The sequence below is a fragment of the Duganella lactea genome (assembly GCF_009857505.1).
GTDB classification, from domain to species: domain Bacteria; phylum Pseudomonadota; class Gammaproteobacteria; order Burkholderiales; family Burkholderiaceae_D; genus Rugamonas; species Rugamonas lactea.
Window position 1 is genome coordinate 61,800 of record NZ_WWCP01000005.1, and the last position, 24,349, is coordinate 86,148.

The following is a 24,349-nucleotide window of genomic DNA, read 5'->3' on the forward strand; positions in this document are numbered from 1 at the left end:
TAGCCCTTAGCCCTTAGCCCCTTAGCTACGGCGCGCCGTCAGCCATTGGCTGGACGGCAGCGCGGCGGACGCGACGCGTACTTCACCGATGTTGCCGAAGAAGCCATCGGCGCGCGCGCCATCCCACGAGCCGCCGCCGACCACCCACGGCGAGGCTGCCGACAAAGTCGCCAGGCCCACCACATTGCTGCTGTTGCGCAGCACCGGCGCGCCTTCCACATACATGATGGTGTCATGCGTTGTCGGGTCGTTGACGATGGCGATATGGACCCAGTTGCCGGCGATGATCTCGCCCGACCAACTGGCCATGGCATCGCGGTTGCCGCTGACCGCCGGCACCACCTCCCATTGCACTTCGCGCAGGCTGGAAATGGCGAACAGCAGCGGTGGCGATTCCGGATCGCCGCCATCGAATCCGGCCAGGTTGCCGCGTTTGCCGTCGCGCGTCATGATGTTCATCCACGCGTGCTTGGTCTTGTCCCACGCCGGATTGATCTTGATGAACGCTTCGATCGTGTAGCCGGTGGTGGCGAAGGTCTGGGCGTTGATCGCGGCCGCGGCATCGGTCAGGAAGTAGCTGAGGCGCGGCGCGTTTTTGTCGGTGTTCAGGAAGCTGACCGAGCCCGGTGCGGACGACAGGCGGTGATGGTCGCTGCTCCAAACAATATCCCCGGCGGTGGCGCCGACGATGCCGCCCTGATTGAGCTGATCACGTGTCAGCGGGTTGGCGCCGGTGACGTCGTTGATGCGGGTGCCCGGCGCCACCGCCGCGCCGTCGCTGCCGCCGTAGAAGCGCCAGTGCGCGACGGTCGATGCCACTTTCGGATAGTCGTCGGTATCCTTGGGCAGCACCGGCGTCACCACTGCTGGTTCTGTATAACCCTTCAGCACCAGGGCCTTGGCCTGCTCGACCAGCGACGACGCCACCGTCGCCTTGCCGGTGCCGAAGCCCGGATTGAAACGGGCGAAGCGCTTGGCGAAGTCCATGTTGATCGTGAAACTGTGGTTGCTCTCGGTGAGTACCGCGCGGTCGAAGGCGTTCAGCGTGTCGGCAGGCTTCATCGGCACCCACGGCGAGAACGACAGTACCTTGATCTGTTTATTGGTCAGGTCAAATTCATATAGCCTCATCAGGCCATTGCCGCCTTGATAGTCCATCTGGTAATCGACCACCATCTCCTCGACCGCGTTGCCGAAATTATTGGTCTTGGTCAGGTGCGCGCCGCCGTGGTGGTGGCCGTTCAGCGTCATGAAAATCTGGTCGTTATCGCGGATCAGTTTTTCCCACAGCATTTTGCCGTAGCCGGTTTCCAGCGGGCTGACGGCATCGGGCGCGATGTTCAGCAACTGGTGGTTGACCAGAATCGCCGGCAGGGTCGGATGATCGGCCAGCACCTTGCGCGCCCAGGCGATGCCGGCGTCGGAGATGCGCCACGACAGCGACAACACCAGGAATTGCTGGTCCTGTGCCTTGAAGATGTGGTACTCGTGGAAGCCGGTATCATCGCGCGCGCCGAAGGTGGCCTGGCGTTGCGCGCGTTTGGTGCTGAACCATTGCAGATAAGGCTCGTTGGCCAGCACCCGCTGGGTATCGGTGCCCTTGGTCGGATCGCTGTCGTAGTCGATGTCGTTGAGGACATCGTGGTTGCCGGCCAGGATGGAGTACGGCAGCTTGGCCGCTTCCAGCACTTGCATGGCGCTGTCGGCCACCTTCCACTGTTCGGGCTTGCCGACCTGGTCGACCACATCGCCGAGGTGAATCAGGAATGGGATGTTGAGCGCCTGCGCGTTGCGGGCGACCCAGTTGGTTTGCGCCGCATAGGGCTCGTTGCCGTAGTGGCGTTCGTACTGATTGCTCTCGCCCGAGGTGGCGTAGCGCGAATAAAATTGCGTGTCCGGCAGTACCGCCAGCGCAAAGCTGGAAATCTGCGTGCTGGGCGCGGTGGTGGTGGCGCCGCCGCTGGCAGGCGGGTTGTCGCCGCCGCACGCCGCCAGCAAGCTGCTCATCGACAGGCCTGACGCCAGGCCCATTTTCAACAATGATCGGCGCTGTGCATCCTGAGCCTGATCCGACTTGTTCTTTTCCATATCGCGCTTCCCGTGTGAGGTGACGCGCTCACGATAAACAACTCGTGTTACTTGCAGATGACATAGTTACTTTTTATCCCATGCCGCGCTGGCGATGAAGATCGCGGCGCCTATCCACAGCACGGCCGGCAGTGCGTTCACGCCGGCCGTTTGCATCAATACTCCCGTCACCAATGGCCCGCCGGCGCTGGTAATGCCCCAGGCGGCATTGACCACCGCGCTGGCCGCGACCAGCGACTGGCCTTCGAAACGCTCGCCGCAAGCGACCAGCGACAGCATGTAGATGGCGCCGGCCACCGCGCCCAGCGCCAGCAGCAACGTCCACCACAGCCACGGCGTGCCGGCCGCAAACGGCAGCGCGGGCAGCAGCACGCAGACGGCGATGCCGCAGCCGATATGCACCTTGCGGCGGCCGACGCGATCCGCCAGCCAGCCGAAAAAGAATTGCAGCGCCGTGTCGCCGACCAGCACCACGGTGGCCGACAGCACCGCCAGCTCGGTCGCCATGCCGTGACGCATGGCGTACACCGGCAGAAGACTCAGTGCCAGCGTGTCGAACATCGCAAAGAAAGCCGCGCCGATGGCGATCATCCACATGCGCGGCAGGATGCGCTGCCAGGCGACCGGCGCTTCGTCCGCGTGGCCTTGGGCGCCACCGCCGATCAGCAGCATGCCGGGCAGCGCGAGCAGGAACAGCGCGCCGCACGACGCGAACGGCAGCGCGATCTTGCCGGCCAATGCCGCCACTAGCGTGGGGCCGAGCAGCTGGAACAGCGTGAAGGCGGTGGTGTAGATCGCCACCACGCGGCCGCGCGAGTTGGTCGGCGCGAGATTGTTGACCCACGCTTCGCCGATGGTGAACAGCACGCCCATGCAGGCGCCGAACACAAAGCGCAGCGCGCCCCATGCCAGCAGGTTGTCGGTGGTTTCCATCAGCGCGGTGGAGACGGCGGCGGTGACGATGGCGGCGATCATGCAGCCGCGCGGGCCGTGGCCGGCCACCCAGCGCGAGACGAACGGCGCGGCCACGAGTATGCCCGCCGCGCTGATGGCCGTGACGATGCCGATGATGTCTGTGCCCACGCCACGCTGATCCAACGTCAATGCGGTGAGCGGAATGGTGGCGCCGAGCCCCAGGCCGACAACGCCGATGCTGGCGACTAATGCGATGAAATCGCGCCATGGCATGTTCTTCATGCGCGAGCTCCTGATTTGAGTTCGCCATCATACCAAAATAGGATTATCATTTAATCAAATCCAAATAGATGAAAGCTTCTCTATGCGTAGCCCAATCGTTCTGGTTCCCGCGTGCGTCGCCCAAGCCGGCCCGCATCTCGCGCACAGCGCGCACCTCAAGTACGTGGCGGCGGTGGCGGACGGCGCGCGCTGCACGCCGCTGATCGTGCCCGCCCTCGGCGCGGCCACCGACTTCGAGGCCCTGCTGGCCGTGGCCGACGGCGTGATGCTGACCGGCTCTCCCTCCAACGTGAATGCCGGCCTGTATGGCGAAACGGTGCTCGATCCGTCGCTGCCGCAGGACCCGGCGCGCGACGCCACCACGCTGCCGCTGAGCCGCGCCGCCATCAAGCGCGGCATTCCCTTGCTGGCGATCTGTCGCGGTTTTCAGGAAATGAATGTGGCGCTGGGCGGCTCGCTGCATCAGGCGCTGCATGGTGTGCCTGGCATGGCCGACCATCGCGAACGCAAGGACGATCCGCTGGACCAGCAATACGCGCCATCGCACCGCGTGCTGCTGGACCCTGGAGGGCAGTTGGCGCGGCTGCTCGACGGCGCCGGCGAGATCATGGTCAATTCGCTGCACGGTCAGGGCATCAATCGTCTGGCGGCCGGCCTGGCTGTGGAGGCGCGCGCGGACGATGGACTGGTCGAGGCCTACCGCGTAGAGGGCGCCAAAAGTTTTGCGCTCGCGGTACAGTGGCACCCGGAATGGCGCTTTTCCGAGAACCCGGATTCCGTCAAATTATTCAGAGCCTTTGGCGACGCCTGCCGCGCCTACAAGGCCGATCGATAACAACAACGAGAGAATCACATGGCAATTCGCGAAAACTTTACGTACACCGATATGGATTTGTGGCTGAACGAGAAGCACGTCACAGAGATTGAATGCCTGGTGCCGGACTTGACCGGCGTGGCGCGCGGGAAGATTCTGCCGCGCGGTAAATTCACGCAGGAGCGCGGCATGCGCATTCCGGAGGCGGTACTGGGCATGACCGTCACCGGCAATTATCCGACCGAGGACGCGGGCTACGACCGCGCCATTTCCAGCACCGACCGCGACATGATTTTAAAGGCCGATCCGACCACCATCACCATGGTGCCGTGGGCCACCGATCCCACCGCGCAGGTGATCCACGACTGCTATTTCGCCGATGGCAGGCTGGTCGATTTCGCTCCACGCTCGGTGCTGCGGCGTGTGCTCAAGCTGTATGCGGACAAAGGCTGGAAGCCCGTGGTGGCGCCGGAACTGGAGTTCTACCTGACCGCCAAAAACAGCGATCCCGATCTGCCTTTGAAACCGCCGATCGGCCGTAGCGGACGCGCGGAAACCAGCCGCCAGGTCTACAGCATCGACGCGGTGAACGAGTTCGATCCGCTGTTCGAGGATATCTACGACTACTGCGATCTGATGGGCCTTGATGTCGACACGCTGATTCACGAAATCGGCGCCGGCCAGATGGAAATCAACTTCCTGCACGGCGAGCCGCTGGGCCTTGCCGACAAGGTGTTTTTCTTCAAGCGCACCTTGCGCGAGGCGGCGCTGAAGCACGATATGTACGCGACCTTCATGGCCAAGCCGATGGCCGGCGAACCCGGATCGGCGATGCATGTGCACCAGAGCGTGGTGGACGCCACGACCGGCAAAAATATCTTCAGTGCCGAAGACGGTTCGGCATCGCCGCTGTTCAAGCACTATATCGGCGGCCTGCAGCGCTACATGCCATCGGCGATGGCGATTGTGGCGCCGTATGTGAATTCGTACCGCCGCATCGTGCGCCACACGGCGGCGCCGATCAATATCCAATGGGGCATGGACAACCGCACCGTGGGCTTCCGCGTACCGGAATCCGGCGTGCAGGATCGCCGCGTGGAAAACCGCATCATCGGCGCCGACGCCAATCCGTATCTGGCGCTGGCCGTCACGCTGGCCTGCGGCTACCTCGGCATGGTGGACCAGGAAGAGCCGACGCCGATGACCACCGACAGCGCCTACGACCTGAAAGTCGAGCTGCCGCAAGGCTTGCCGGAAGCGTTGCAGCTGCTGCGCGCAGAGGACCGGCTGCGCACCGTGCTGGGCGAGCGCTTTATCGACGTCTACGCCGCCATCAAGGATCTGGAGCATCAGGAATTCATGACCGTCATCAGCCCGTGGGAGCGCGAGCACCTGCTGCTGCACGTTTAAGCGAGAAGCGATATGAGCACTTACGATACGACCGCGATTCAGAAGCTGGATACGGCGCATTACCTGCATCCGTTCACCGACCACAAGGCGCTGGGCGAGAAGGGCGCGCGCGTGATGGTGCGCGGCGATGGCATTTATCTGTGGGATTCGGAGGGCAACAAGATCATCGACGGCATGTCCGGGCTGTGGTGCGTGAACGTGGGCTATGGCCGCACCAGCATCTCGAAAGCGGTGTATGCGCAGATGGAGACGCTGCCGTTCTATAACAGCTTCTTCAACACCACCAATGTGCCGGCGGTGCGGCTGGCGGCGAAGCTGGTGCAGATTTCGCCGCCGCAGTTCAATCATGTGTACTTCGCCGGCTCCGGCTCGGAGGGCAACGACACCAATGTGCGCATGGTGCGCCGCTATTGGGATGTGCTGGGACAACCGCAGCGCCAGGTGATTATCAGCCGCCACAATGCGTATCACGGCAGCACCATGGCCGGCGCCTCGCTCGGCGGCATGGCCGGCATGCACGAACAGGGCGGCCTGCCGATACCGGGCATTGTGCACATCGGTCAGCCCAGCTATCTGGAGTCGGGCAAGGGCATGACGGAGGAGGCTTTCGGCATCGAGGCCGCCTCGTGGCTGGAGAAAAAAATACTGGAGGTGGGCGCGGACAAGGTGGCGGCGTTTATCGGCGAGCCGATACAGGGCGCGGGTGGTGTGATTATTCCGCCATCGACCTACTGGCCGGAGATACAGCGCATCTGCGACAAGTACGGCATTCTGCTGATCGCCGATGAGGTGATCTGCGGCTTCGGGCGGCTGGGGCGCTGGTTCGCGTCGGAGCTGTTCGGCATCAAGCCGGATCTGATTACCTTCGCCAAGGGCGTGACCTCGGGCTATGTGCCGCTGGGCGGTGTGCTGGTGGGCGACCGCGTGGCCAAGGTGCTGATTGAGCAGGGTGGCGAGTTCAATCACGGCTTCACGTATTCCGGCCATCCGGTGGCGTGTGCGGCGGCGCTGGAGAACATTCGCATCATCGAGGATGAAAAGCTGATCGAGCGCGTGGCCAATGAAACCGGGCCGTATCTGAAGAAGCGCTTTGCGGAGCTGGCGGATCATCCGCTGGTTGGCTATGCGGACAGCCGCGGCTTTGTGGCGGGCTTGAATCTGGTGCGCAGCAAGGGCGCCACCGTGCACGATAACGTGGCGTTCGACGAATCGCTGGCTGTTGGCATGGTCTGCCGCAGCTATATGTTCAACAACGGGATGATCATGCGCGCCGTTGGCGACCGCATGATCATCGCGCCACCGCTGATTCTGAGCACGGCGCAGATCGACGAGATGCTGGCCTTGATACGCCACTGCCTCGATCTGACGTATGCCGATGTGAAGGAACGCGGCTGGCTATAAAGGAGACAGGCATGGGTATCTGGCACGACAAGGTGGCCGCGCTGACAGTGGACGGCCGCGCCTTCATCGGCGGTGAGCGGGTGTGGGCGAAGTCCGGGCAGCAGTTCGAGAATTTTTCGCCCATCGATGGGCGTTCGCTCGGCATGGTGGCGCGTTGCGATGGCACGGACGTGGACATCGCGGTGGCGGCGGCGCGCGCGGCGTTTGAGGACCGGCGCTGGGCGGGCAAGTCGCCGGCGCAGCGCAAGCGGGTGCTGATCAAATTCGCGGACCTGATGCAGCAGCATGTCGACGAACTGGCGCTGCTGGAAACGCTCGATATGGGCAAGCCGATCAAGTACAGCCGGACGGTGGACGTGGGTGGCGCCGCCAATTGCATCCGCTGGTATGGTGAGGCGATCGACAAGGTCTACGACGAAATCGCGCCGACTCCGGCCGACAGCCTGGCGCTGATCACGCGCGAGCCGGTCGGCGTGGTGGCGGCCGTGGTGCCGTGGAATTATCCGATGCTGATGGCGTCGTGGAAGATTGGCCCGGCGCTGGCGGCGGGGAATAGCGTGGTGCTGAAGCCGTCCGAAAAATCGCCATTGACGGCAATGCGGCTGGCGGAGCTGGCGCTGCAAGCGGGTGTGCCGGCGGGCGTGTTCAACGTGCTGCCGGGTTATGGCGCGGAGGCCGGCGCCGCGCTGGCGCTGCACATGGATGTGGACTGCATCGGCTTCACCGGCTCCACGCGCGTGGGCAAGCAGATCATCCAGATGGCGGGCCAGTCGAACCTGAAGCGGGCGTGGACTGAGTTGGGCGGCAAGTCGGCCAATATCGTGTGTGCGGACTGTCCCGATCTGGATGCGGCGGTGGATGCGGCCATCGGCTCGATCTTCTTCAATCAGGGCGAGAGCTGCAACGCGCCTTCGCGGCTGTTCGTCGAGGCGTCGATCAAGGATCGCTTTATCGAAAAGGCGCTGGCCAAAGTGCCGGCGTATCAGCCGGGCGATCCGCTGGACGAGAATACCGTGATGGGCGCGATTGTGGATGCCACGCAGCTCAAGACGGTGATGGGTTACATCGAGGCTGGCAAGAGCGACGGCGCGCGTCTGTTGGCCGGCGGCCGGCAAGCACGCACCGACGGCGGCGGTTACTACGTCGAGCCCACGTTGTTCGATCAGGTGGACAGCGGCATGACGATCGCCCGCGAAGAGATTTTCGGGCCGGTGTTGTCGGTGCTGAGTTTTACCGATGTGGAGGGGGCGGTGCGGCAGGCTAACGCCACACCTTATGGCTTGCACGCCGCCGTGTGGACGGCGGACCTGAGCAAAGCCATCAAGACTTCACGCGCGCTGCGCGCCGGCACGGTGCACGTCAATCAATACGATAACGACGATATCACCGTGCCTTTCGGCGGTTACAAGCAGTCCGGTAACGGCAGGGACAAATCACTGCACGCCTTCGATAAATATACCGAACTGAAAACCACCTGGATTCAGATTTGACTGAAGGGCCTTAGAAGCAGTGTTCCGGCGCCGGGAAGGCGCCGCTTTTGACTTCGCTGACGTAGGCTGTGAAGGCGGCTTCGATGCTGGTCTGGCCATCCATGAAGTTCTTCACGAAGCGCGCTTTGCGGCCAGGGAAGACGCCCAGCAGGTCGTGCATCACCAGCACCTGGCCGGAGCAGTCCGGACCCGCGCCGATGCCGATCGTTGGAATCGACAGCGAATCGGTGATTTCCTTGCCCAGCGCCGAGGGAATCGCCTCCAGCACCAGCAGCGAGGCGCCTGCCGCCTGGATGCGCAGGCAGTCGGCTTTCAGCACCTCGGCGCTTTCGGTGGTTTTTCCCTGTACCTTGTAGCCGCCCAGCTGGTGCACCGATTGCGGCGTCAGGCCGAGGTGGGCGCAGACCGGAATCGCGCGCTCGGTCAGGAATTTGATGGTGTCGGCCAGCCATGCGCCGCCTTCGATCTTGATCATGTGCGCGCCGGCCTGCATCACCTGCACCGCGTTGGCATAGGCGGTTTCCGGTGTGCCGTAGGCGCCGAACGGCAGGTCGGCGACGATCATCGCGTTCCTGGCGCCACGGGCCACGGAGGCGGTGTGGTAGGCGATGTCGTTGACGGTGACCGGCAGCGTCGAGGTGTGGCCGGCGCAGACCATGCCCAGCGAGTCGCCGATGAGCAGGATCTCCACGCCGCAGCGGTCCATCAGCGAGGCGAAGCTGGCGTCGTAGCAGGTCAGCATGGTGATCTTCTCGCCGGCGCCGCGCAGCGTGGACAAGGTGTTGACGGTGACGGCTTTGTTGACGACCGGCTTGGCCGCTGCAGGTGCGGTGGCGTCGGCGGGCTTTTGGCTCGCGGCCAGTTCGTTGCCTTGCAAGTATCCAGACATGATAAATCCTTGGTTAAAGAGGGCGGATGCCCTGGTCGGCCACGCCGGCGGCATATTGCGACGCCGCGCCGAGGCCAGGAATATGAATCGACGGCGCCAGTTCCAGCAGCGGCACCAGCACGAAGGCGCGTTCGGTCATGCGCGGGTGCGGCACGCTCAGCGTGTGACTGTGGATGACGGCGTCGCCGTACAGTAGCAGATCCAGATCCAGCGTGCGCGGGGCGTTGCGGTAGGGGCGCTCGCGGCCGTGCGCCTGCTCGATGCCGTGCAGCGCTTGCAGCAGCGCTTCCGCGTCCAGCGTGGTGGCGATGCGGGCGACGGCGTTGATGTAGTCGTCGCCGCTGGAGTCGATCGGCGCGGTGCGGTACAGGCTTGACGCCGCCGTCAGCGTGCAGCCGGGCTGGCGCCGCAGGCGTTCCAGCGCGTCCAGCACGTTGGCGCGGGCGTCGCCCAGATTGGCGCCGATGCCGATGTAGGCGAGGGCGGTGTTCATGGTGCTGCGCAGATTAGTCGGCGCCGCCGTCGTGGGCTGGCGCCGGCGAGTTGGCGTTGCCGTCCTCGCCACCACGGCCACCGCGGTTACGGCCGCCGCGACGCGGACCGCGCTTGCGCTTGGCCGGGCCACCGGCGCCACCGCCGCCACCGCCGCCATTGTCACCACCGCCGCCGCCTTCGCGCGGCGCATGGACCGAAGCGATCAGCTCTTCGCGGGTGATCTCGTCGCCTTCATAGAAGGCGGTCCACCAGTCGCCGATGTCGGCGTCGATCTCGCCGGAGGCGCAGCGCAGCAGCAGGAAGTCGTAGCCGGCGCGGAAGCGCAGGTGTTCCAGCAGCTTGTACGGCGCCTTGCCGGTACGGCGCTCGAAGCGCGGCTGCATCGACCAGATGTCGCGCATGTCGGTGCCGATCTTGCGCTGCAAGGCCAGTTTCTCGGTCTGCGAATCGAGCACGTCGTCGGCGGCCAGGTGCAGCGCCGGGATGGTCTGCTCGCCGGCGGCGCGGTAGGCGGTCCATTTCTCCAGCACCTGGTGCCACAGCAGCGACGCAAACAGAAAGCCCGGCGAGACGGTCTTGCCGGCGTGGATGCGGGCGTCGGTCGAGTCCAGCGCCAGCGTCACGAACTTGACGCCCAGCGGCTGCTCCAGCACCACGTCCAGCAGCGGCAGCAGGCCGTGATGCAGGCCTTCCTTGCGCAGCTGCTGCAGGCAGGCCAGCGCGTGGCCGCTCATCAGCAGCTTGAGCATTTCGTCGAACACACGCGCGGCCGGCACGTTGTTGATCAGCGGCGCCATGACCTTGATCGGCGCGCCGGTCTCCGGCTCGATGGCGAATTTCAGCTTGGCGGCGAAGCGCACCACGCGCAGCATGCGCACCGGGTCTTCGCGGTAGCGCGCTTCCGGCACGCCGATGATGCGCAGCGTCTTCGCGCGGATGTCCTCGATGCCGCCGTGGTAGTCCAGCACCTGCTGGTTGGCCGGGTTGTAGTACATGGCGTTGATGGTGAAGTCGCGGCGCTCGGCGTCCTCGGCCTGCGAGCCGAAGGTGTTGTCGCGCAAAACGCGGCCATGTTCATCCTTCGGCGCGTTGTCCGAGGTGGTGCCGCGGAAGGTGGTCACCTCCAGCAGGTCCTGGCCGAACATCACATGCACGATCTGGAAGCGCTTGCCGATGATGAAGGCGCGGCGGAACAGCCGCTTCACCTGCTCCGGCGTGGCGTTGGTGGCGATGTCGAAGTCCTTCGGCTTGACGCCCAGCAGCAGGTCGCGCACGGCGCCGCCGACGACGAAGGCTTCGTAGCCGGCTTCCTGCAGTGTGCTGGTGACGCGGACGGCGTTGTTCGACAGCAGGCGCGGGTCGATGCCGTGGGCTTCGGGGCCCAGCACCACCGGGGTGTTGGTGTCGCGGACCGCTTTACTCTTGGTGCCGAGGATTTTGCGGATCAGTTTCTTAATCATTGAACAGCTCAATTAATGGCCAGCCGTTGGCTGCGGCGTGCGTTTTCAGTTTTTCGTTCGGGTTGGTCGCCACCGGATGGCTGACGATGGACATCAGCGGCAGGTCGTTGTGCGAGTCGCTGTAGAAGTGGACTGTGTCAAAGTCTTCCAGCGTCTTGCCCATTTTTTCCAGCCACGCCTTGGTGTGGACGATCTTGCCCGGCCCCTGGGTCGGGGTGCCGAGCAGCTTGCCGGTCAGGTTGCCGTCGGCGTCCACTTCCGGCATGGCGGCGATCAGGTGTTGCACGCCCAGCGCCCTGGCGATCGGCGCGGTGACGAAGTGGTTGGTGGCGGTGACGATCGCCACCAGGTCGCCCTGGTCCAGATGCTTTTGCAGCAGCGCGCGCGCCGCCGGGCGCAGCGCCGGCTCGATCACTTCGGCCATGTATTGCGCGTGCATGGCGTCCAGTTGGGCGCGCGGGAAGCCGGCCAGGGTGCCCAGCGTGAATTCGAGATATTCTACCGGATCGAGCGTGCCGGCCTGGTATTGGGCGAAGAATGCGCGGTTGCGGCGGTCGTATTCGGCGGCGTCGACGGCGCCGGTGCGGACCAGGAACTGACCCCACTCGAAGTCGGAGTCGATCGGCAGCAGGGTGTGGTCGAGGTCAAAGAGGGCGAGATTCATTATGCTTTCGCTTCCGCCTGCAGCCACTCGCGCAGCAGCGGCAGAGTGATCGGGCGTTGGGTTTCAAGGGAATATTGGTCCAGCGAGTCGAGGATGGTCGACAGCGACCGCATGTCGCGCTGGAAGTGCGACAGCAGGTAGGGTATCACGCCGGCCGACAGCGTCAAGCCGCGCGCCGCCGCCGCCGCCGCCAGCGCGGCGCTCTTTTCGTCGTCGGTCAGGCCGTGGATCTGGTAGATCAGGCCCCAGCCCATGCGCGTGCGCAGGTCCTCGCGCACCGGCAGCACCGCCGGCGCGACGTTGCCGCTGCAGACCATGAAGGCGTGGTTGGCGCGGATTTCGTTGAACAGCGCGAAGGCGTCGATCTGCGCCACCGGCGACAGCTTTTCGCAGTCGTCCAGCAGGTACAGGTCCACCTCCGGCGAGTAGACGAATTCGGACTCGATCGAGAACGGCGAGATGTAGCGCGCGCGCGCCTGCTCGGCCTCGCCGCCGCTGGTGGCCAGCGCCTTGAGCAGGTGCGACTTGCCGACGCCGACCGCGCCCCACAGGTAGGCGAAGTGCTCGCGCGCGCTGCGGTCGGCGAACTGCCGCATCAGCGCTGCCGCCTCGGCATTCTGTCCCACCTCGAACGAGGCGAGGCTGTGCGCTGCTTCCGCGCCTAAATCGAGCACCAGTTGTTTCATGGCGTACACCTAGTGGTCTTTTGCATAACGTTTATCTGTTTCACATCATGCATTATAAAAGGTGCTGCCAAGATAGTGGCGTTGCAGATGACGGAAAGCCACCATCAGCACCGCCGACGCCGGCAAAGCCAGCAGCACGCCGACAAAGCCGAACAGCTGGCCGAAGGCCAGCAGGGCGAAAATCACCGCCAGCGGATGCAGGCCGATGCGCTCGCCGACCAGGCGCGGCGTCAGGAAAAAGCCTTCGAGCACCTGGCCGACGCCGTAGATGACGGCCACGGCGATGACGCCGCTCCAGTCGGCAAATTGCAGCACCGCCGAAATCAGCGCCAGCACCAGGCCCAGGCCGAAGCCGAGGTAGGGGATGAACACCAGCAGGCCGGTGATGATGCCCACCGGCAGGGCGACGTCGAAGCCGGCGATGCCCAGCGCCACCGAGTAGTACACGGCCAGCACCAGCATCACCAGCAGCTGGCCGCGCAGGTACTGCGCCAGCAGGGTGTCGACCTCGCGCGCCATGCCCATGGTCGGTTCGATGTAGCGGCGCGGCACGCAGCGGGCCACGCGCGCCAGCATCGCCGGCCAGTCCAGCAGCAGGTAGAACAGCACCACCGGGATCAGCGTCAGCGTCGCCAGCCAGCCCAGCACGGCGGTGCCGCCGACGCGGGCCGAGTTGAGCACGGCGGACCAGATGGCGTCGCCGCTGGCGGCCAGTTGCTCGGTCGCCAGCTGGCGCATGCCGGCGCTGTCGAGGCGCACGTTCAGGCCCAGTTCGCGCAGCCGGGGCGCCAGCAGGTCGTTGGTCTTGACCAGAAAGGCCGGGATCTGCGCCTGCAGCAGCGGGATTTCTTTCTGTAGCACCGGTACCACGATCAGCACCATGGCGGCCAGCGCGGCGAAGAACAGCGTGATGACCACGGTGACCGACACCGCGCGCGGCAGCGTGTGGCGGCGGCCGAGGCGCACCCGGTCCAGGCGGTCGACGGCCGGGTTCAGCGCGTAGGCGAAGATGGCGGCCGCCAGGAAGGGCGTCAGCACCGGGCCGAGCGTGATCAGCAGGAAGATGAATGCAGCCCAGACCGCCAGCCAGAATGCTGTTTGCTTTTGCTCAGCGGAGAGGGGAAATGGCATGGAGGCGAAATCGCTGGTTAAAAAGGCGGTTGGACGGGGCAATTTTGATAAAATAGCGGATTGACCGGGTGGTGTTGTTGAAATTGCGCTGTTTTTGGCGTTTTTTTCGACGGTTTTGACACCTGAACAGGTCTCCGCCTTCTATTTTACCGCCTCCGCTGCGAAATACACCATGAGCCAAACTTCTAATGTTTCCCTGTCCTACCGTGACGCCGGCGTCGATATCGATGCCGGTGACGCCTTAGTCGAAGCAATCAAGCCGTATGCCAAGCGCACCATGCGCGAGGGCGTGCTGGCCGGCTTGGGCGGTTTCGGTGCGATGTTCGAGATTAGCAAAAAGTACAAAGAACCGGTACTGGTCTCCGGCACCGACGGCGTGGGCACCAAGCTGAAACTGGCGTTTGAGCTGAACCGTCACGACACCGTCGGCATCGACCTGGTGGCGATGAGCGTCAACGACATCCTGGTGCAGGGCGCCGAGCCGCTGTTCTTCCTCGACTACTTCGCTTGCGGCAAGCTGGACGTGGCGACCGCGTCCAACGTGATCAAGGGCGTGGCCCAGGGTTGCGAACAGGCCGGCTGCGCGCTGATCGGCGGCGAAACCGCCGAGATGCCGTCGATGTACCCGGATGGCGAGTACGACCTGGCCGGTTTCGCGGTCGGCGCGGTGGAAAAATCGAAGATCATTGACGGCACCAAGATCGCGCCGGGCGATGTGATTCTGGGCCTGGCCTCGTCGGGCGTGCACTCGAACGGCTACTCGCTGGTGCGCAAGATCATCGAAGTGTCGAAGCCGGATCTGGCCGCCGACTTCCACGGCCGTCCGCTGGCCGACGTGCTGATGGCGCCGACCCGCATCTACGTCAAGCCGCTGCTGGCGCTGATGGCATCGCTCGAAGTCAAAGGCATGGTGCACATCACCGGCGGCGGCCTGGTCGAGAACATTCCGCGCGTGCTGCAGCCCGGCCTGGTGGCCGAACTGGACGGCAAGTCGTGGACGCTGCCGCCGCTGTTCCAGTGGCTGCAACAGCACGGCGGCGTGGCCGATGCCGAGATGCACCGCGTGTTCAACTGCGGCATCGGCATGACCGTGATCGTCGCGCAAGAGAACGCGGCGGCGGCGATCGCCCAGCTGCAAGCGGCCGGCGAAACCGTCTACACCATCGGCAAGATCCGCGCCCGCGTCGGCGACGAGCATCAGACCATCGTCGTCTAAGCGACGGCGGCGGCAGAGAAAAGCCGACCGTGAGTCCTGCCGCCTCTCAGCTAAGCGGCGGCGTCCCGGCGAAAGCCGGGACCCATGCTGAATGTGCCCGGCACACGTCCTATGGATTCCGGCCTGCGCCGGAATGACGCCGATTAACTCAACCGCTATTCGAGTAAAGTCGATCCCGCCGCGGTTCGACCTTTCGCTTTTCCTCCGCGTAAAGACGCGGCCTAGCGCTTGAGGATTTTGGCGACCGGCGCCGGGCGCAGGCGGAAGGCGTCGGGCATGCCGGAGCCGAGCAGGGGGCGCAGGTACAGGCGGAAAGCGTCGGTGACGTCGGTGCCGCTGGCGCTGATGAACGCGTCTTCCATCGTGCGCGTTTTGCCGGCCACGTCGGCCAGTGCCAGCAGTTCATAATCCACCGAATAGAAACCGGTGCGCTGGATGGCCACCGAGCCGTCGCGCTCGCCCCACATGGCGAATTGCACCGCCTTCTCGCCGACTTCGCGCGCCTCGCGCTGATCGACATCCGACACGCAGCCGATGAAGGAGCGCTGCAAATAACCCAAGGTATCGCCGCGCACGCGCTTGATGCCGAGCTTGGCCTTGATTTCGTCGCACAGCAGATCGGCCAGCGCGCCGGTGCCGGACAGCTGCACATTGCCGTGCGCGTCGCGCTCGACTTCCTTGGCCAGCAGCGAGGCGATCGGCGCGCCGCGGGCGTCGTGGATGCCTTCGGAAACGGCGATCACGCAGCGGCCGTAACGCGCATAGGTGGCTTGCACGTCCTGCAAAAACCGCTCCAGCGAGAACACGCGCTCGGGCAGGTAGATCAGATGCGGACCGTCGTCCGGGAATTTCTTGCCGAGCGCCGAGGCGGCTGTCAGGAAGCCGGCGTGCCGGCCCATCACCACGCCCACATACACGCCCGGCAGCGCGGCGTTGTCCAGGTTGGCGCCGGCGAAGGCTTGCGCGACGAAGCGCGCGGCTGATGGAAAGCCCGGCGTGTGGTCGCTGCCGACCAGGTCGTTGTCGATGGTCTTGGGAATGTGGATGCAGCGCAGCGGATACGCGGCCGCGTGCGCCTGCTCGCTGACGATGCGCACCGTGTCGGACGAGTCGTTGCCGCCGATGTAGTAGAACTGTTCGATGTCATGCGCGCGCAGCACGTTGAAGATCTCGGCGCAATAGGCCGCGTCCGGCTTGTCGCGGGTGGAGCCGAGCGCCGACGACGGCGTGGCCGCCACCAGCTCCAGGTTCTGGCTGGTCTCGCGGGTGAGGTCGACCAGGTCCTCGTTGATGATGCCGCGCACGCCGTGCAGCGCGCCGTACACCCGGCTGCAGTCGCGGAAGCGGCGCGCCTCCAGCACCACGCCCGCCAGCGACTGGTTGATGACGGCGGTCGGCCCGCCTCCCTGTGCGACCAGAATTTTGCCCGATGCCATGCCCGCTCCTCCGTGATGGTTGAAAGGCTTGCTGCTCCGAGACTATAGCGCGATCTTCAGGGCTTGCCGATGTTCTTGTCGAGGAACTGCTCCACGCGGCCCCAGAAGTCGATGCGCGTCTTTGGCAGTTTCCAGCCGTGGCCCTCGTCGGCGTACTCGATCCATTCGACATTCGGATTGGTCGCCTTGATCGCCTTGTAGAACCGGGTGCCGTGCGGCAGCGGCACGCGCTCGTCGGCGCCGCCGTAGGCCATCAGCAGCGGCTGCTGGATCTTGTTGGCTTGCAGCAGCGGCGACGTGGCTTTCAACTGGTCGGCATCCTTGACCTGGTCGCCGATCAGCGCCGGCATGCCGTACTGTTTCCAGTCGTTGGTCATGTCGGAACGGTAGAACCAGCTGCCGTCGTACATCAGGTTGATGTCGGTGACGCCGACCCATTCGACGCCGCATCGGTACAGGTTCGGGTCCTTGATCAGGCCCATCAGCGTGGCGTAGCCGCCGTAGCTGGCGCCGGCGATGCAGATGCGCTGGGCGTCGGCATAGCCCTTGCCGATCGCCCAGCGGGTGGCGTCGGCGATATCGTCCTGCATCTTCAGGCCCCATTGCTTCCAGCCGGCGCGGAACAGCCGGCTGCCGTAGCCGGTGCTGCCGCGAAATTCCGGCTCCAGCACCGCGTAGCCGCGCGAGGCCAGGAACTGCGCTTCCGGGTCCCATTCCCAGCTGCCGCCGCGCACCCACGGGCCGCCGTGCACCAGCACCACCATCGGCCGGCGCGTGGTGGCGCCTTGCGGCAGCGTCAGCCAGGCCGGGATGGTCAGGCCGTCGCGCGCGGTGTAGTGGACCAGCACCTTGCGCGCCATCTGGCTGGGGTTGATGGCCGGATACGCCGCGCCCACCATGGTCAGCTTGCCGGTCTGGCTGTTGTACAACATCATGCGCTTGGGCCAGATGTCGGCATAGGCGGTCACCAGCACCCACGGCGTTTCCGCGCGCGTCGGCACACTTAGCAGATTGACGGTGTTGGGCAGCAGGGCGTCGACCTTTTCCTGCATCGCCTTCATGGCCGGATCGATCCAGGTGATGGCGTCGGCATCGGTCAGGTGGCGAATGCCAAGCAGCTGGTTGTTGTTCATGATCAGCTCGCCGCTGAAGTCGTAGCCCTCCAGGCGCACCAGCGGCTTGTCGCTCAGCTTGCCGGTCTTGAGGTCGTAGGCGTAGACGTCGGTGGTGTCGCCCTGCTGGTTGCTGGTGACGTACAGCGTGCCGTCCGGGCCGAAGGCCAGCGGCCGGAAATTGCTGCCGTGTCCGGTATAGGTGTCGAACTCGTTCAGCTTGCGCCAGGCCTTGCTGGCCGGCGCGCGATACCAGACGGTGCTGATGGCCTTGTCGCGGGTGATGGTCAGGCGCGGTTCGCCCTGCTGATCCAGCATCCAGTAGTAGCTGTTGCCGGGCCGTTCGATGGCGGCGCCGGCGCGGCCGTTGACGGTGTTCAGGCGCAGCAGCTCGATGTCCAGCAGTTCGCCCGAGTCGCTGTAGTTGTGGTTCTGGACGTAGAGGAAGTCGGAATCCTGGGCGCCGTCCTGGCCGCTCAGATAGGTGTGCCACGGCAGCAGTTCGCGCGCGCCGAGGCTGGAGGCGTCGGTGATGAAGGCCTTGCCGTTGCGCATGGCCAACTGGCGGAAGCCGCTGCCGTCGCGGTTGACGGCGTACAGGCCGGGCGCATAGCGCATGTCGCCCTGGGCCAGGTCGCGGTCGGTGGCGGTGAACACCAGGCGGTTGTCGTTGACCCAGGCGTAGCGGCCGATGTCGGCGTCGCTGAAGTTGCCCACCACCTTGACGCTGTTGTTGCTCAGGTCGACCACGCCCAGCATGTCGCGCGGGTTTTGCTTGTTCGCCAGCCGCACCGCCAGGTATTTGCCGCTGGGCGAGAGCTCGGCGTCGCTGAATTGCGGATTGTTGAAGAAGTCGGCGATCGGCGTCGTGGCGGCGTCGGCCGCCAGCGTGTGGCCGCACAGCACGGCGGCGGTGAGCGCCAGCGCGCGCAGCAGGTGGAGGGGATGCATAGTGTGATTGTTAATTAAGTAACTAATGCACAATAGCACTAAGCGCGCCGCGCCGCTACTGCTTTTCCGGGGCGCGGATGTAGTCGACCAGCGCCTCGGTGGACTTGCCCGGCGGCGGCGTCAGCAGGCTGACCACGACGATGGTCAACAGGCCGGTCGGCACGCCGAAGATGCCGGCCGAGATCGGCGCGATGTGGAACCACTGGTTGGCCGCGCCGCCGCCCAGCACCGGATGGGTGTGCAGCATGTAGAACACGCACAGCAGGAAGCCGCTGGTCATGCCGGCGATGGCGCCGTAGCGGTTGGCGCGCTGCCAGAACACACCCAGCACCAGCACCGGGAACAGCGTCGAGCCGGCCATCGAGAAGGCGGCGCCGACCAGCGACAGGATGTCGCCCGGCTTGGTCGAGGCGGCGTAGGCGGCGATGAAGGCCACGCCCAGCAGCAGCAGCTTGGAAATGGTGACCCGCTTTTGCGTCGAGGCGCCGCGATCGACCAGCTTGTAATAGACGTCGTGCGACAGCGCGTTGGAGATGGCCAGCAGCAGGCCGTCGGCGGTCGACAGCGCCGCCGCCAGGCCGCCGGCCGCCACCAGGCCGGAAATTACATACGGCAGGCCGGCGATTTCCGGCGTGGCCAGCACCAGCACGTCGGCGTCGATGGTGATTTCGGCCAACTGCACCACGCCGTCGTGGTTGACGTCGCTGATACTGAAGAGCGGATTCAGCTTGTCCACATTGGCCCAGTACGACACCCAGTTGGGCAGGTGGTGGTAGTCGGTGCCGACCAGCGCGCTGTAGATATCGTATTTGACCAGCACCGCCAGCGCCGGTATGGTCAGGTAGATCAGCAGGATGAAGAACAGCGTCCAGAACACCGACACGCGCGTCTCGTGCACCGACGGCGTGGTGTAGGCGCGCATCAGGATGTGCGGCAGCGCGGCCGTGCCCAGCATCAGGCAGAACACCAGCGCCAGGAAGTTGTTGCGCTTGATGTCGGAGGTGGCCGGGTCGCCGGGGTAGGGCGTGGCGTGCGGCGTGATCGGCTGGGCGCGCTGCTGGTACTGGTCGCGCGCCTCGCTCCACAAGCGCTCGGCCTCGTCGGCGTTTTTCGGGTAGGCCACCAGTTCGCGCTCGGCGTTGCGGATTTCCAGCAGCGAGGCGTTGCGCGCCTTGACGCGGTCGAGCTTGCGCTGGGCGTCGTTGCGGCCCACTTCCCACGAGGCCGGCAGCGCCTTCAGGCGGGCCTGGTATTCGTTGGCGCGCTGAAGGTAGATGGCGCGCACCTCGGCCTCTTTCGGGTCTTGCTGCAGCACGTGTTCGCGCGCGCTTAGCTGTGGCAGCAGTTTGCCGTAGGCCACTTGCGGGATCGGGTTGCCGCTGTGCTTGGCCGACAGCCACATGGCCGGAATCAGGAAGGCCACCAGGATGATGATGTACTGCGCCACCTGGGTCCAGGTGATGCCGCGCATGCCGCCGAGGAAGGAGCACACCAGGATGCTGGCCAGGCCGAGGAAGATGCCGACCGAGAAGTCGACGCCGGTGAAGCGCGAGGCGATCAGGCCCACCGCGTAGATCTGCGCCACCACGTAGGTGAACGAGACGATGATGGTGGCGATCACCGCCAGGATGCGCACCGCCCGGCCACCGCGGCCGCCGTGGTCGGCGTCGTCGGCGCCGCCGTAGCGTTCGGCCAGGAAGTCGGGAATGGTGTATTGCGCGAACTTGCGCAGATAGGGCGCGATCAGCAGCGCCACCAGGCAGTAGCCGCCGGTCCAGCCCATGATGTAAGCCAGGCCGTCGAAGCCGTGCAGGTACAGTCCACCCGCCAGGCTGATGAAGCTGGCGGCCGAGATCCAGTCGGCGGCGGTGGCCATGCCGTTGAATATGGCCGGCACGCGGCGCCCGGCCACGTAGTATTCCAGCACGTTCGAGGTGCGGCTGATGAGGCCGATCAACGCGTACAGCACGATGGTGGCAAACATGAACAGGTAGCCGATCCACTGGCGCGGCATGCCCTCCTGTTCCAGCGCGGCGAGCGCGATCAGGAAGCCGGCGAAGCCGAGCGTGAACAGGCTGTAGTAGTAGCGCAGGCGCTGGAAGAAGGTGCGGGGCGGTTTCAAGCGTGGGGCTCCGGCACGGTGGCCTGGGCGGCGGCACGGTCCAGCTGGCGCATGCGCCAGGCGTAGAAGACGATGATGCCGAGGTAGACCAGCGACGCGCCCTGCGCCGCCAGGTAGAACGACAGCGGCCAGCCGAACACGCTCAGGCCGGCCAGCTCGCGCGCGAAGAAGGCGGCGCCGAAGCCGGTGAACAGCCACAGCAGCAAGAGCAGGATGGTCATGCGGTGCGCGCGCCGCCAGTGGGCGGTGCGCGACAGCGGCGGCTGTACGGGGCGGGGCGGTGGCACGGGCTTAGCCATAATGCGGCGGCTCCTCGGTCGGTTCGGGCGGCGCCGGCGGCAGCGGGAAGCTGAGCCGGAATAGCGCGCCCGGCAGCTTGGGCTGGGTCGCGCGCGGATTGCTGAAGATATCCACCTCGGCGCCGTGCTGCTGCGCGATCTCGCGCACGATCGCCAGGCCCAGGCCGCTGCCCTCGGCGGTGTTGCCCAGTATCCGGTAGAAGCGCTCGAACACGCGCTCGCGTTCGCCTTGCGCGATGCCGGGGCCGGTGTCCTCGACCTCCAGATAGCCATGCCCCAGCTCATCGCCGCGCACCCGCACCGTCACGCTGCCGCCGGCCGGCGTGTAGCGCAGTGCGTTGTCGATCAGGTTGGACAGCAGCTCGCGCAGCGTGGTCGGGTTGCCGGTGATGGTCAGCGGCGCCGGCGGCGCTTCAAAGCCGAGGTCGATGCGATGGGCGAACGAGGCCTGCACCCAGTCCTGCACCACCGTGCGCGCCAGTTCGGCCAGGTCCAGCGGCTGCATGCCGCCGCCGGTCTGCGGCTGATTTTCCGCCCGCGCCAGGGCCAGTAACTGATTGACCAGCCGTGTAGCCGCCTCCGAACTCTTGGCCAGCTGCTCCAGCGAACGGTGGATTTCACCACGGTCGGTCTGGCGTAGCGCCAGCTCGGACTGCATGCGCATGCCGGCCAGCGGCGTGCGCATCTGGTGCGCGGCGTCGGCGATGAAGCGCTTCTGCATGTCGATGGTCAAGGACAGGCGCGACAGCATCTCGTTCAAGGACCGCACCAGCGGCGAGATTTCCTCCGGCACCTGGTTGGAGGCGATCGGGCTCAGGTCCTCCGAACCGCGGGCGCGAATGCGCTCCTGTAGTTGCGCCAGCGGCGACAGCCCGCGCGACAGCGCAAACCACACCAGGGCCAGCACGATCGGCAGCACGATGAACTGCGGCAGGATCACGCCCTTGATGATGGCGTTGGCCAGCTGGGCGCGCTTTTCCAGCGTCTCGGCCACCTGCACCAGCGCCAGTTGCGGCGCGCCGCCGTCGCCGCGTTCCAGCTGCACGTAGGCGAACGCCACCCGTACCGGCGTGCCATGCATGGCGTCGTTGCGGAAGCGCACGCCGCCGGAGCTGGTCTTGTCCTCGTCGTCCAGCACCGGTTGCGGCATGTCGCGGTCGCCGTCGATGTGTTCGCCGCGCGGGCCCTGGATCTGGAAATAGACGTTGTCGATGTCGTCGGCACGCAGGATGTCGCGCGCCGAGCCGCTGAGGCTGCGCACGTGCTTGCCGTCGACCGAGCGCACCTGCTGCGCCAGCACCGTCACGCTGTCTTCCAGCGCATGGTCGAACGGCTGGTTGGCGATCGACTTGGCGACCAGGTAGGTGATGGCGATGCTCATTGGCCACAGCAGCAGCAGCGGGGCCAGCATCCAGTCGAGGATTTCGCCGAACAGGGAATGCTGTATGTCCTCGTCCGCGTCGGGCGCGGGCGGTTGATACTCCAGTTCGGCGGCTTCCTGTGGCTGGGTCACTTGTTGGGGTTCCCGGCGTCGGCCTCGGCGCTGGCGCGCGCGGCGGCCTCGTTGAATTTCTCCAGGCAGTAGCCGAGGCCGCGCACGGTGGCGATGCGCACGCCGCCGACCTCGATTTTCTTGCGCAACCGGTGCACATAGACCTCGATGGCGTTGTTGCTGACTTCCTCGCCCCATTCGCACAGGTGGTCGACCAGCTGTTCCTTGGATACCAGGCGGCCGGTGCGGGCCAGCAGGATTTCCAGCAGGCCCAGCTCGCGGGCCGACAGGTCCAGCATCTGCTCGTTGATGTAGGCGCTGCGGCCGACCTGGTCGTAGCTCAGCGGGCCGTGCCGGATGACGGTGGCGCCGCCGCCGGCGCCGCGCCGGGTCAGTGCCCGCACCCGGGCTTCCAGTTCGGACAGCGCGAAGGGCTTGGCCATGTAATCGTCGGCGCCGAGGTCGAGGCCGTTGACGCGCTGCTCGATCGAATCGGCGGCGGTCAGGATCAGCACCGGCAGCAGCGACGCGCGCGCGCGCAGACGGCGTAACACCTCCAGCCCGGACAGCTTGGGCAGGCCCAGATCCAGGATCAGCAGGTCGAACTCCTGGGTCGACAGGGCGGTGTCGGCTTCCTGCCCGTTGCGGACGCAATCGATGGCATAGCCGGATTGACGCAGGGACCGGGTCAGCCCGTCGGCTAGCACACCATCGTCTTCGGCAAGTAAAATACGCATGTAAACCACTCCAGCTGCACAAGTCCCTATTTTGGCGACTTTTTGTGCATTCTCAAAGAAATACCCAAAACACGCTTGCATTGATCACTGTTTTTTTATACAGTGCTACCTGTACTAAACAACCCACTGGCTGAAAGCACATTATGGACGATAAAAAAGGCGTAGTACCTGCATCTGAAAAAGCCAAGGCGCTGGCGGCTGCGCTGGCCCAGATCGAAAAGCAATTCGGTAAAGGTTCCGTGATGCGCATGGATGCCAGTGCGCCGATCGAAGAAGTGCAGGTCGTATCGACCGGCTCGCTGGGGCTGGACGTGGCGCTGGGCGTCGGCGGCCTGCCACGCGGCCGCGTGGTGGAAATCTACGGTCCGGAATCGTCGGGCAAAACCACGCTGACCTTGCAAACTATTGCAGAAATGCAAAAACTGGGCGGCACCTGCGCCTTCATCGACGCCGAGCACGCGCTGGACGTTGGCTACGCGCAAAAGCTGGGCGTCAACCTGCATGAGCTGCTGATCTCGCAGCCGGACACCGGCGAACAAGCGCTGGAAATTTGCGATGCGCTGGTGCGCTCCGGTTCGGTGGACATGGTGGTGGTCGACTCGGTTGCCGCGCTGACGCCACGCGCCGAGATCGAAGGCGACATGGGTGATTCGCTGCCGGGCCTGCAAGCCCGTCTGATGTCGCAAGCGCTGCGCAAGCTGACCGGTTCGATCAACCGCACCAACACGCTGGTGATCTTCATCAACCAGATTCGCATGAAGATCGGTGTGATGTTCGGTTCGCCGGAAACCACCACCGGCGGTAACGCGCTGAAGTTCTACGCCTCGGTGCGTCTGGACATCCGCCGCACCGGCTCGATCAAGTCCGGCGACGAGGTGATCGGTAACGAAACCAAGGTCAAAGTGGTCAAGAACAAGATCGCGCCACCGTTCAAGGAAGCGCATTTCGACATCCTGTACGGCGCCGGCACCTCGCGCGAAGGCGAGATTCTGGACCTGGGTGTGGAAGCCAAGATCGTCGAGAAGTCGGGTTCGTGGTACAGCTACAACGGCGAGCGCGTCGGCCAGGGCAAGGACAACGCCCGCGCCTTCCTGCAAGAGCGTCCGGAGCTGGCCTGGGAAATCGAAAACAAGGTGCGCGAATCGCTGGGCGTGCGCGCGCTGCCGCCGCTGGCCGTCGACAACACCGTGGTCAAGCTCAAGCCAGGCAAGCCTGAAGCCGACGCCGCCTAAGCCAGCACGTCGCAGCCATGCACGTCG

General features: G+C 65.1%; 20 protein-coding genes. 6 read left to right on the forward strand and 14 right to left on the reverse strand.

Going from position 1 to position 24,349, the window contains the following annotated elements; translation table 11 throughout:
- Positions 1-21: 21 nt before the first annotated feature.
- Positions 22-2,088, reverse strand: a complete 2,067-nt coding sequence (locus tag GTP44_RS06845; protein WP_229256808.1) for a LamG-like jellyroll fold domain-containing protein — start codon at positions 2,086-2,088, stop codon at positions 22-24.
- 66 nt (positions 2,089-2,154) lie between these two features.
- Positions 2,155-3,285 carry an MFS transporter gene (locus GTP44_RS06850; protein ID WP_161018834.1) on the reverse strand — a complete coding sequence of 377 codons (1,131 nt, stop codon included), beginning with the start codon at positions 3,283-3,285 and terminating at the stop codon, positions 2,155-2,157.
- Positions 3,286-3,367: 82 nt separating this feature from the next.
- Between GTP44_RS06850 and GTP44_RS06855 the strand changes: the two genes are divergently transcribed.
- From GTP44_RS06855 to GTP44_RS06870, 4 genes are read left to right on the forward strand one after another with little or no spacing between them, the layout of a single operon-like run.
- The gene (locus GTP44_RS06855; RefSeq protein WP_161018835.1) at positions 3,368-4,120 is read left to right on the forward strand and encodes a gamma-glutamyl-gamma-aminobutyrate hydrolase family protein; all 753 of its coding nucleotides are present in this window, start codon (positions 3,368-3,370) and stop codon (positions 4,118-4,120) included.
- Positions 4,121-4,138: 18 nt separating this feature from the next.
- Positions 4,139-5,509: a glutamine synthetase family protein gene (locus tag GTP44_RS06860; protein WP_160989174.1), complete on the forward strand. Its 1,371-nt coding sequence runs from the start codon at positions 4,139-4,141 to the stop codon at positions 5,507-5,509.
- A 12-nt stretch (positions 5,510-5,521) separates the two neighbouring features.
- The gene (locus tag GTP44_RS06865; protein ID WP_161018836.1) at positions 5,522-6,910 is read left to right on the forward strand and encodes an aspartate aminotransferase family protein; all 1,389 of its coding nucleotides are present in this window, start codon (positions 5,522-5,524) and stop codon (positions 6,908-6,910) included.
- Between the two features lie 11 nt (positions 6,911-6,921).
- Positions 6,922-8,400, forward strand: a complete 1,479-nt coding sequence (locus tag GTP44_RS06870) for an aldehyde dehydrogenase (protein WP_161018837.1) — start codon at positions 6,922-6,924, stop codon at positions 8,398-8,400.
- Positions 8,401-8,410: 10 nt separating this feature from the next.
- Here the strand turns inward: GTP44_RS06870 and panB are convergent, their stop codons facing one another.
- From panB to GTP44_RS06900, 6 genes are read right to left on the reverse strand one after another with little or no spacing between them, the layout of a single operon-like run.
- On the reverse strand, positions 8,411-9,289 hold the full coding sequence (gene panB, locus GTP44_RS06875) for a 3-methyl-2-oxobutanoate hydroxymethyltransferase (protein ID WP_202424006.1): 879 nt from the start codon (positions 9,287-9,289) through the stop codon (positions 8,411-8,413).
- 13 nt (positions 9,290-9,302) lie between these two features.
- Positions 9,303-9,782 (reverse strand): 2-amino-4-hydroxy-6-hydroxymethyldihydropteridine diphosphokinase, encoded by a 480-nt coding sequence (gene folK / locus GTP44_RS06880; RefSeq protein ID WP_161018838.1) that lies wholly within the window; start codon positions 9,780-9,782, stop codon positions 9,303-9,305.
- A 13-nt stretch (positions 9,783-9,795) separates the two neighbouring features.
- Positions 9,796-11,244: a polynucleotide adenylyltransferase PcnB gene (gene pcnB / locus GTP44_RS06885; RefSeq protein WP_161018839.1), complete on the reverse strand. Its 1,449-nt coding sequence runs from the start codon at positions 11,242-11,244 to the stop codon at positions 9,796-9,798.
- Entirely contained in the window at positions 11,237-11,908 is a 672-nt protein-coding gene (locus GTP44_RS06890; protein ID WP_160989179.1) for a histidinol-phosphatase, read from the reverse strand. The genes pcnB and GTP44_RS06890 overlap by 8 nt, the downstream gene beginning before the upstream one ends.
- Positions 11,908-12,594 (reverse strand): DnaA regulatory inactivator Hda, encoded by a 687-nt coding sequence (hda, locus tag GTP44_RS06895; RefSeq protein ID WP_160989180.1) that lies wholly within the window; start codon positions 12,592-12,594, stop codon positions 11,908-11,910. The genes GTP44_RS06890 and hda overlap by 1 nt, the downstream gene beginning before the upstream one ends.
- Before the next feature lie 45 nt (positions 12,595-12,639).
- A complete protein-coding gene (locus GTP44_RS06900; protein WP_161018840.1) occupies positions 12,640-13,725 on the reverse strand; it encodes an AI-2E family transporter in 1,086 nt (361 codons plus the stop codon).
- Between the two features lie 172 nt (positions 13,726-13,897).
- Between GTP44_RS06900 and purM the strand changes: the two genes are divergently transcribed.
- Entirely contained in the window at positions 13,898-14,941 is a 1,044-nt protein-coding gene (gene purM, locus GTP44_RS06905) for a phosphoribosylformylglycinamidine cyclo-ligase (protein WP_161018841.1), read from the forward strand.
- Between the two features lie 221 nt (positions 14,942-15,162).
- Here purM and GTP44_RS06910 read toward each other — a convergent pair whose 3' ends face one another.
- From GTP44_RS06910 to GTP44_RS06935, 6 genes are read right to left on the reverse strand one after another with little or no spacing between them, the layout of a single operon-like run.
- On the reverse strand, positions 15,163-16,377 hold the full coding sequence (locus GTP44_RS06910) for a 6-phosphofructokinase (RefSeq protein ID WP_161018842.1): 1,215 nt from the start codon (positions 16,375-16,377) through the stop codon (positions 15,163-15,165).
- 56 nt (positions 16,378-16,433) lie between these two features.
- Positions 16,434-18,440, reverse strand: a complete 2,007-nt coding sequence (locus tag GTP44_RS06915) for an alpha/beta hydrolase family protein (protein WP_161018843.1) — start codon at positions 18,438-18,440, stop codon at positions 16,434-16,436.
- A gap of 55 nt (positions 18,441-18,495) precedes the next feature.
- Complete coding sequence (locus GTP44_RS06920; protein ID WP_161018844.1) at positions 18,496-20,562, reverse strand: sodium:solute symporter family protein; 2,067 nt, start codon at positions 20,560-20,562, stop codon at positions 18,496-18,498.
- Positions 20,559-20,861 (reverse strand): DUF4212 domain-containing protein, encoded by a 303-nt coding sequence (locus tag GTP44_RS06925; RefSeq protein ID WP_161018845.1) that lies wholly within the window; start codon positions 20,859-20,861, stop codon positions 20,559-20,561. The genes GTP44_RS06920 and GTP44_RS06925 overlap by 4 nt, the downstream gene beginning before the upstream one ends.
- Positions 20,854-22,374, reverse strand: coding sequence for a sensor histidine kinase (locus tag GTP44_RS06930; protein WP_161018846.1), 1,521 nt, complete (start codon positions 22,372-22,374; stop codon positions 20,854-20,856). The genes GTP44_RS06925 and GTP44_RS06930 overlap by 8 nt, the downstream gene beginning before the upstream one ends.
- On the reverse strand, positions 22,371-23,090 hold the full coding sequence (locus GTP44_RS06935) for a response regulator (protein ID WP_160989188.1): 720 nt from the start codon (positions 23,088-23,090) through the stop codon (positions 22,371-22,373). Before GTP44_RS06935 ends, GTP44_RS06930 begins: the two co-directional genes overlap by 4 nt.
- A 143-nt stretch (positions 23,091-23,233) precedes the next feature.
- On the opposite strand from GTP44_RS06935, the gene recA reads away from it, so the two are divergent.
- Complete coding sequence (recA, locus tag GTP44_RS06940; RefSeq protein ID WP_160989189.1) at positions 23,234-24,322, forward strand: recombinase RecA; 1,089 nt, start codon at positions 23,234-23,236, stop codon at positions 24,320-24,322.
- The last annotated feature ends 27 nt before the right edge of the window (positions 24,323-24,349 follow it).

What these genes read in the sequence shown, in the direction of transcription:
- GTP44_RS06910 (WP_161018842.1), bottom strand. Translation starts at nt 16,377, where the DNA reads ATGGCATCGGGCAAAATTCTGGTCGCACAGGGAGGCGGGCCGACCGCC.
- GTP44_RS06890 (WP_160989179.1), bottom strand. Translation starts at nt 11,908, where the DNA reads ATGAATCTCGCCCTCTTTGACCTCGACCACACCCTGCTGCCGATCGAC.
- pcnB (WP_161018839.1), bottom strand. Translation starts at nt 11,244, where the DNA reads ATGATTAAGAAACTGATCCGCAAAATCCTCGGCACCAAGAGTAAAGCG.
- GTP44_RS06865 (WP_161018836.1), top strand. Translation starts at nt 5,522, where the DNA reads ATGAGCACTTACGATACGACCGCGATTCAGAAGCTGGATACGGCGCAT.
- GTP44_RS06915 (WP_161018843.1), bottom strand. Translation starts at nt 18,440, where the DNA reads ATGCATCCCCTCCACCTGCTGCGCGCGCTGGCGCTCACCGCCGCCGTG.
- GTP44_RS06850 (WP_161018834.1), bottom strand. Translation starts at nt 3,285, where the DNA reads ATGAAGAACATGCCATGGCGCGATTTCATCGCATTAGTCGCCAGCATC.
- panB (WP_202424006.1), bottom strand. Translation starts at nt 9,289, where the DNA reads ATGTCTGGATACTTGCAAGGCAACGAACTGGCCGCGAGCCAAAAGCCC.
- recA (WP_160989189.1), top strand. Translation starts at nt 23,234, where the DNA reads ATGGACGATAAAAAAGGCGTAGTACCTGCATCTGAAAAAGCCAAGGCG.
- GTP44_RS06860 (WP_160989174.1), top strand. Translation starts at nt 4,139, where the DNA reads ATGGCAATTCGCGAAAACTTTACGTACACCGATATGGATTTGTGGCTG.
- GTP44_RS06870 (WP_161018837.1), top strand. Translation starts at nt 6,922, where the DNA reads ATGGGTATCTGGCACGACAAGGTGGCCGCGCTGACAGTGGACGGCCGC.
- GTP44_RS06925 (WP_161018845.1), bottom strand. Translation starts at nt 20,861, where the DNA reads ATGGCTAAGCCCGTGCCACCGCCCCGCCCCGTACAGCCGCCGCTGTCG.
- GTP44_RS06935 (WP_160989188.1), bottom strand. Translation starts at nt 23,090, where the DNA reads ATGCGTATTTTACTTGCCGAAGACGATGGTGTGCTAGCCGACGGGCTG.
- folK (WP_161018838.1), bottom strand. Translation starts at nt 9,782, where the DNA reads ATGAACACCGCCCTCGCCTACATCGGCATCGGCGCCAATCTGGGCGAC.
- GTP44_RS06845 (WP_229256808.1), bottom strand. Translation starts at nt 2,088, where the DNA reads ATGGAAAAGAACAAGTCGGATCAGGCTCAGGATGCACAGCGCCGATCA.
- GTP44_RS06855 (WP_161018835.1), top strand. Translation starts at nt 3,368, where the DNA reads ATGCGTAGCCCAATCGTTCTGGTTCCCGCGTGCGTCGCCCAAGCCGGC.
- hda (WP_160989180.1), bottom strand. Translation starts at nt 12,594, where the DNA reads ATGAAACAACTGGTGCTCGATTTAGGCGCGGAAGCAGCGCACAGCCTC.
- purM (WP_161018841.1), top strand. Translation starts at nt 13,898, where the DNA reads ATGAGCCAAACTTCTAATGTTTCCCTGTCCTACCGTGACGCCGGCGTC.
- GTP44_RS06900 (WP_161018840.1), bottom strand. Translation starts at nt 13,725, where the DNA reads ATGCCATTTCCCCTCTCCGCTGAGCAAAAGCAAACAGCATTCTGGCTG.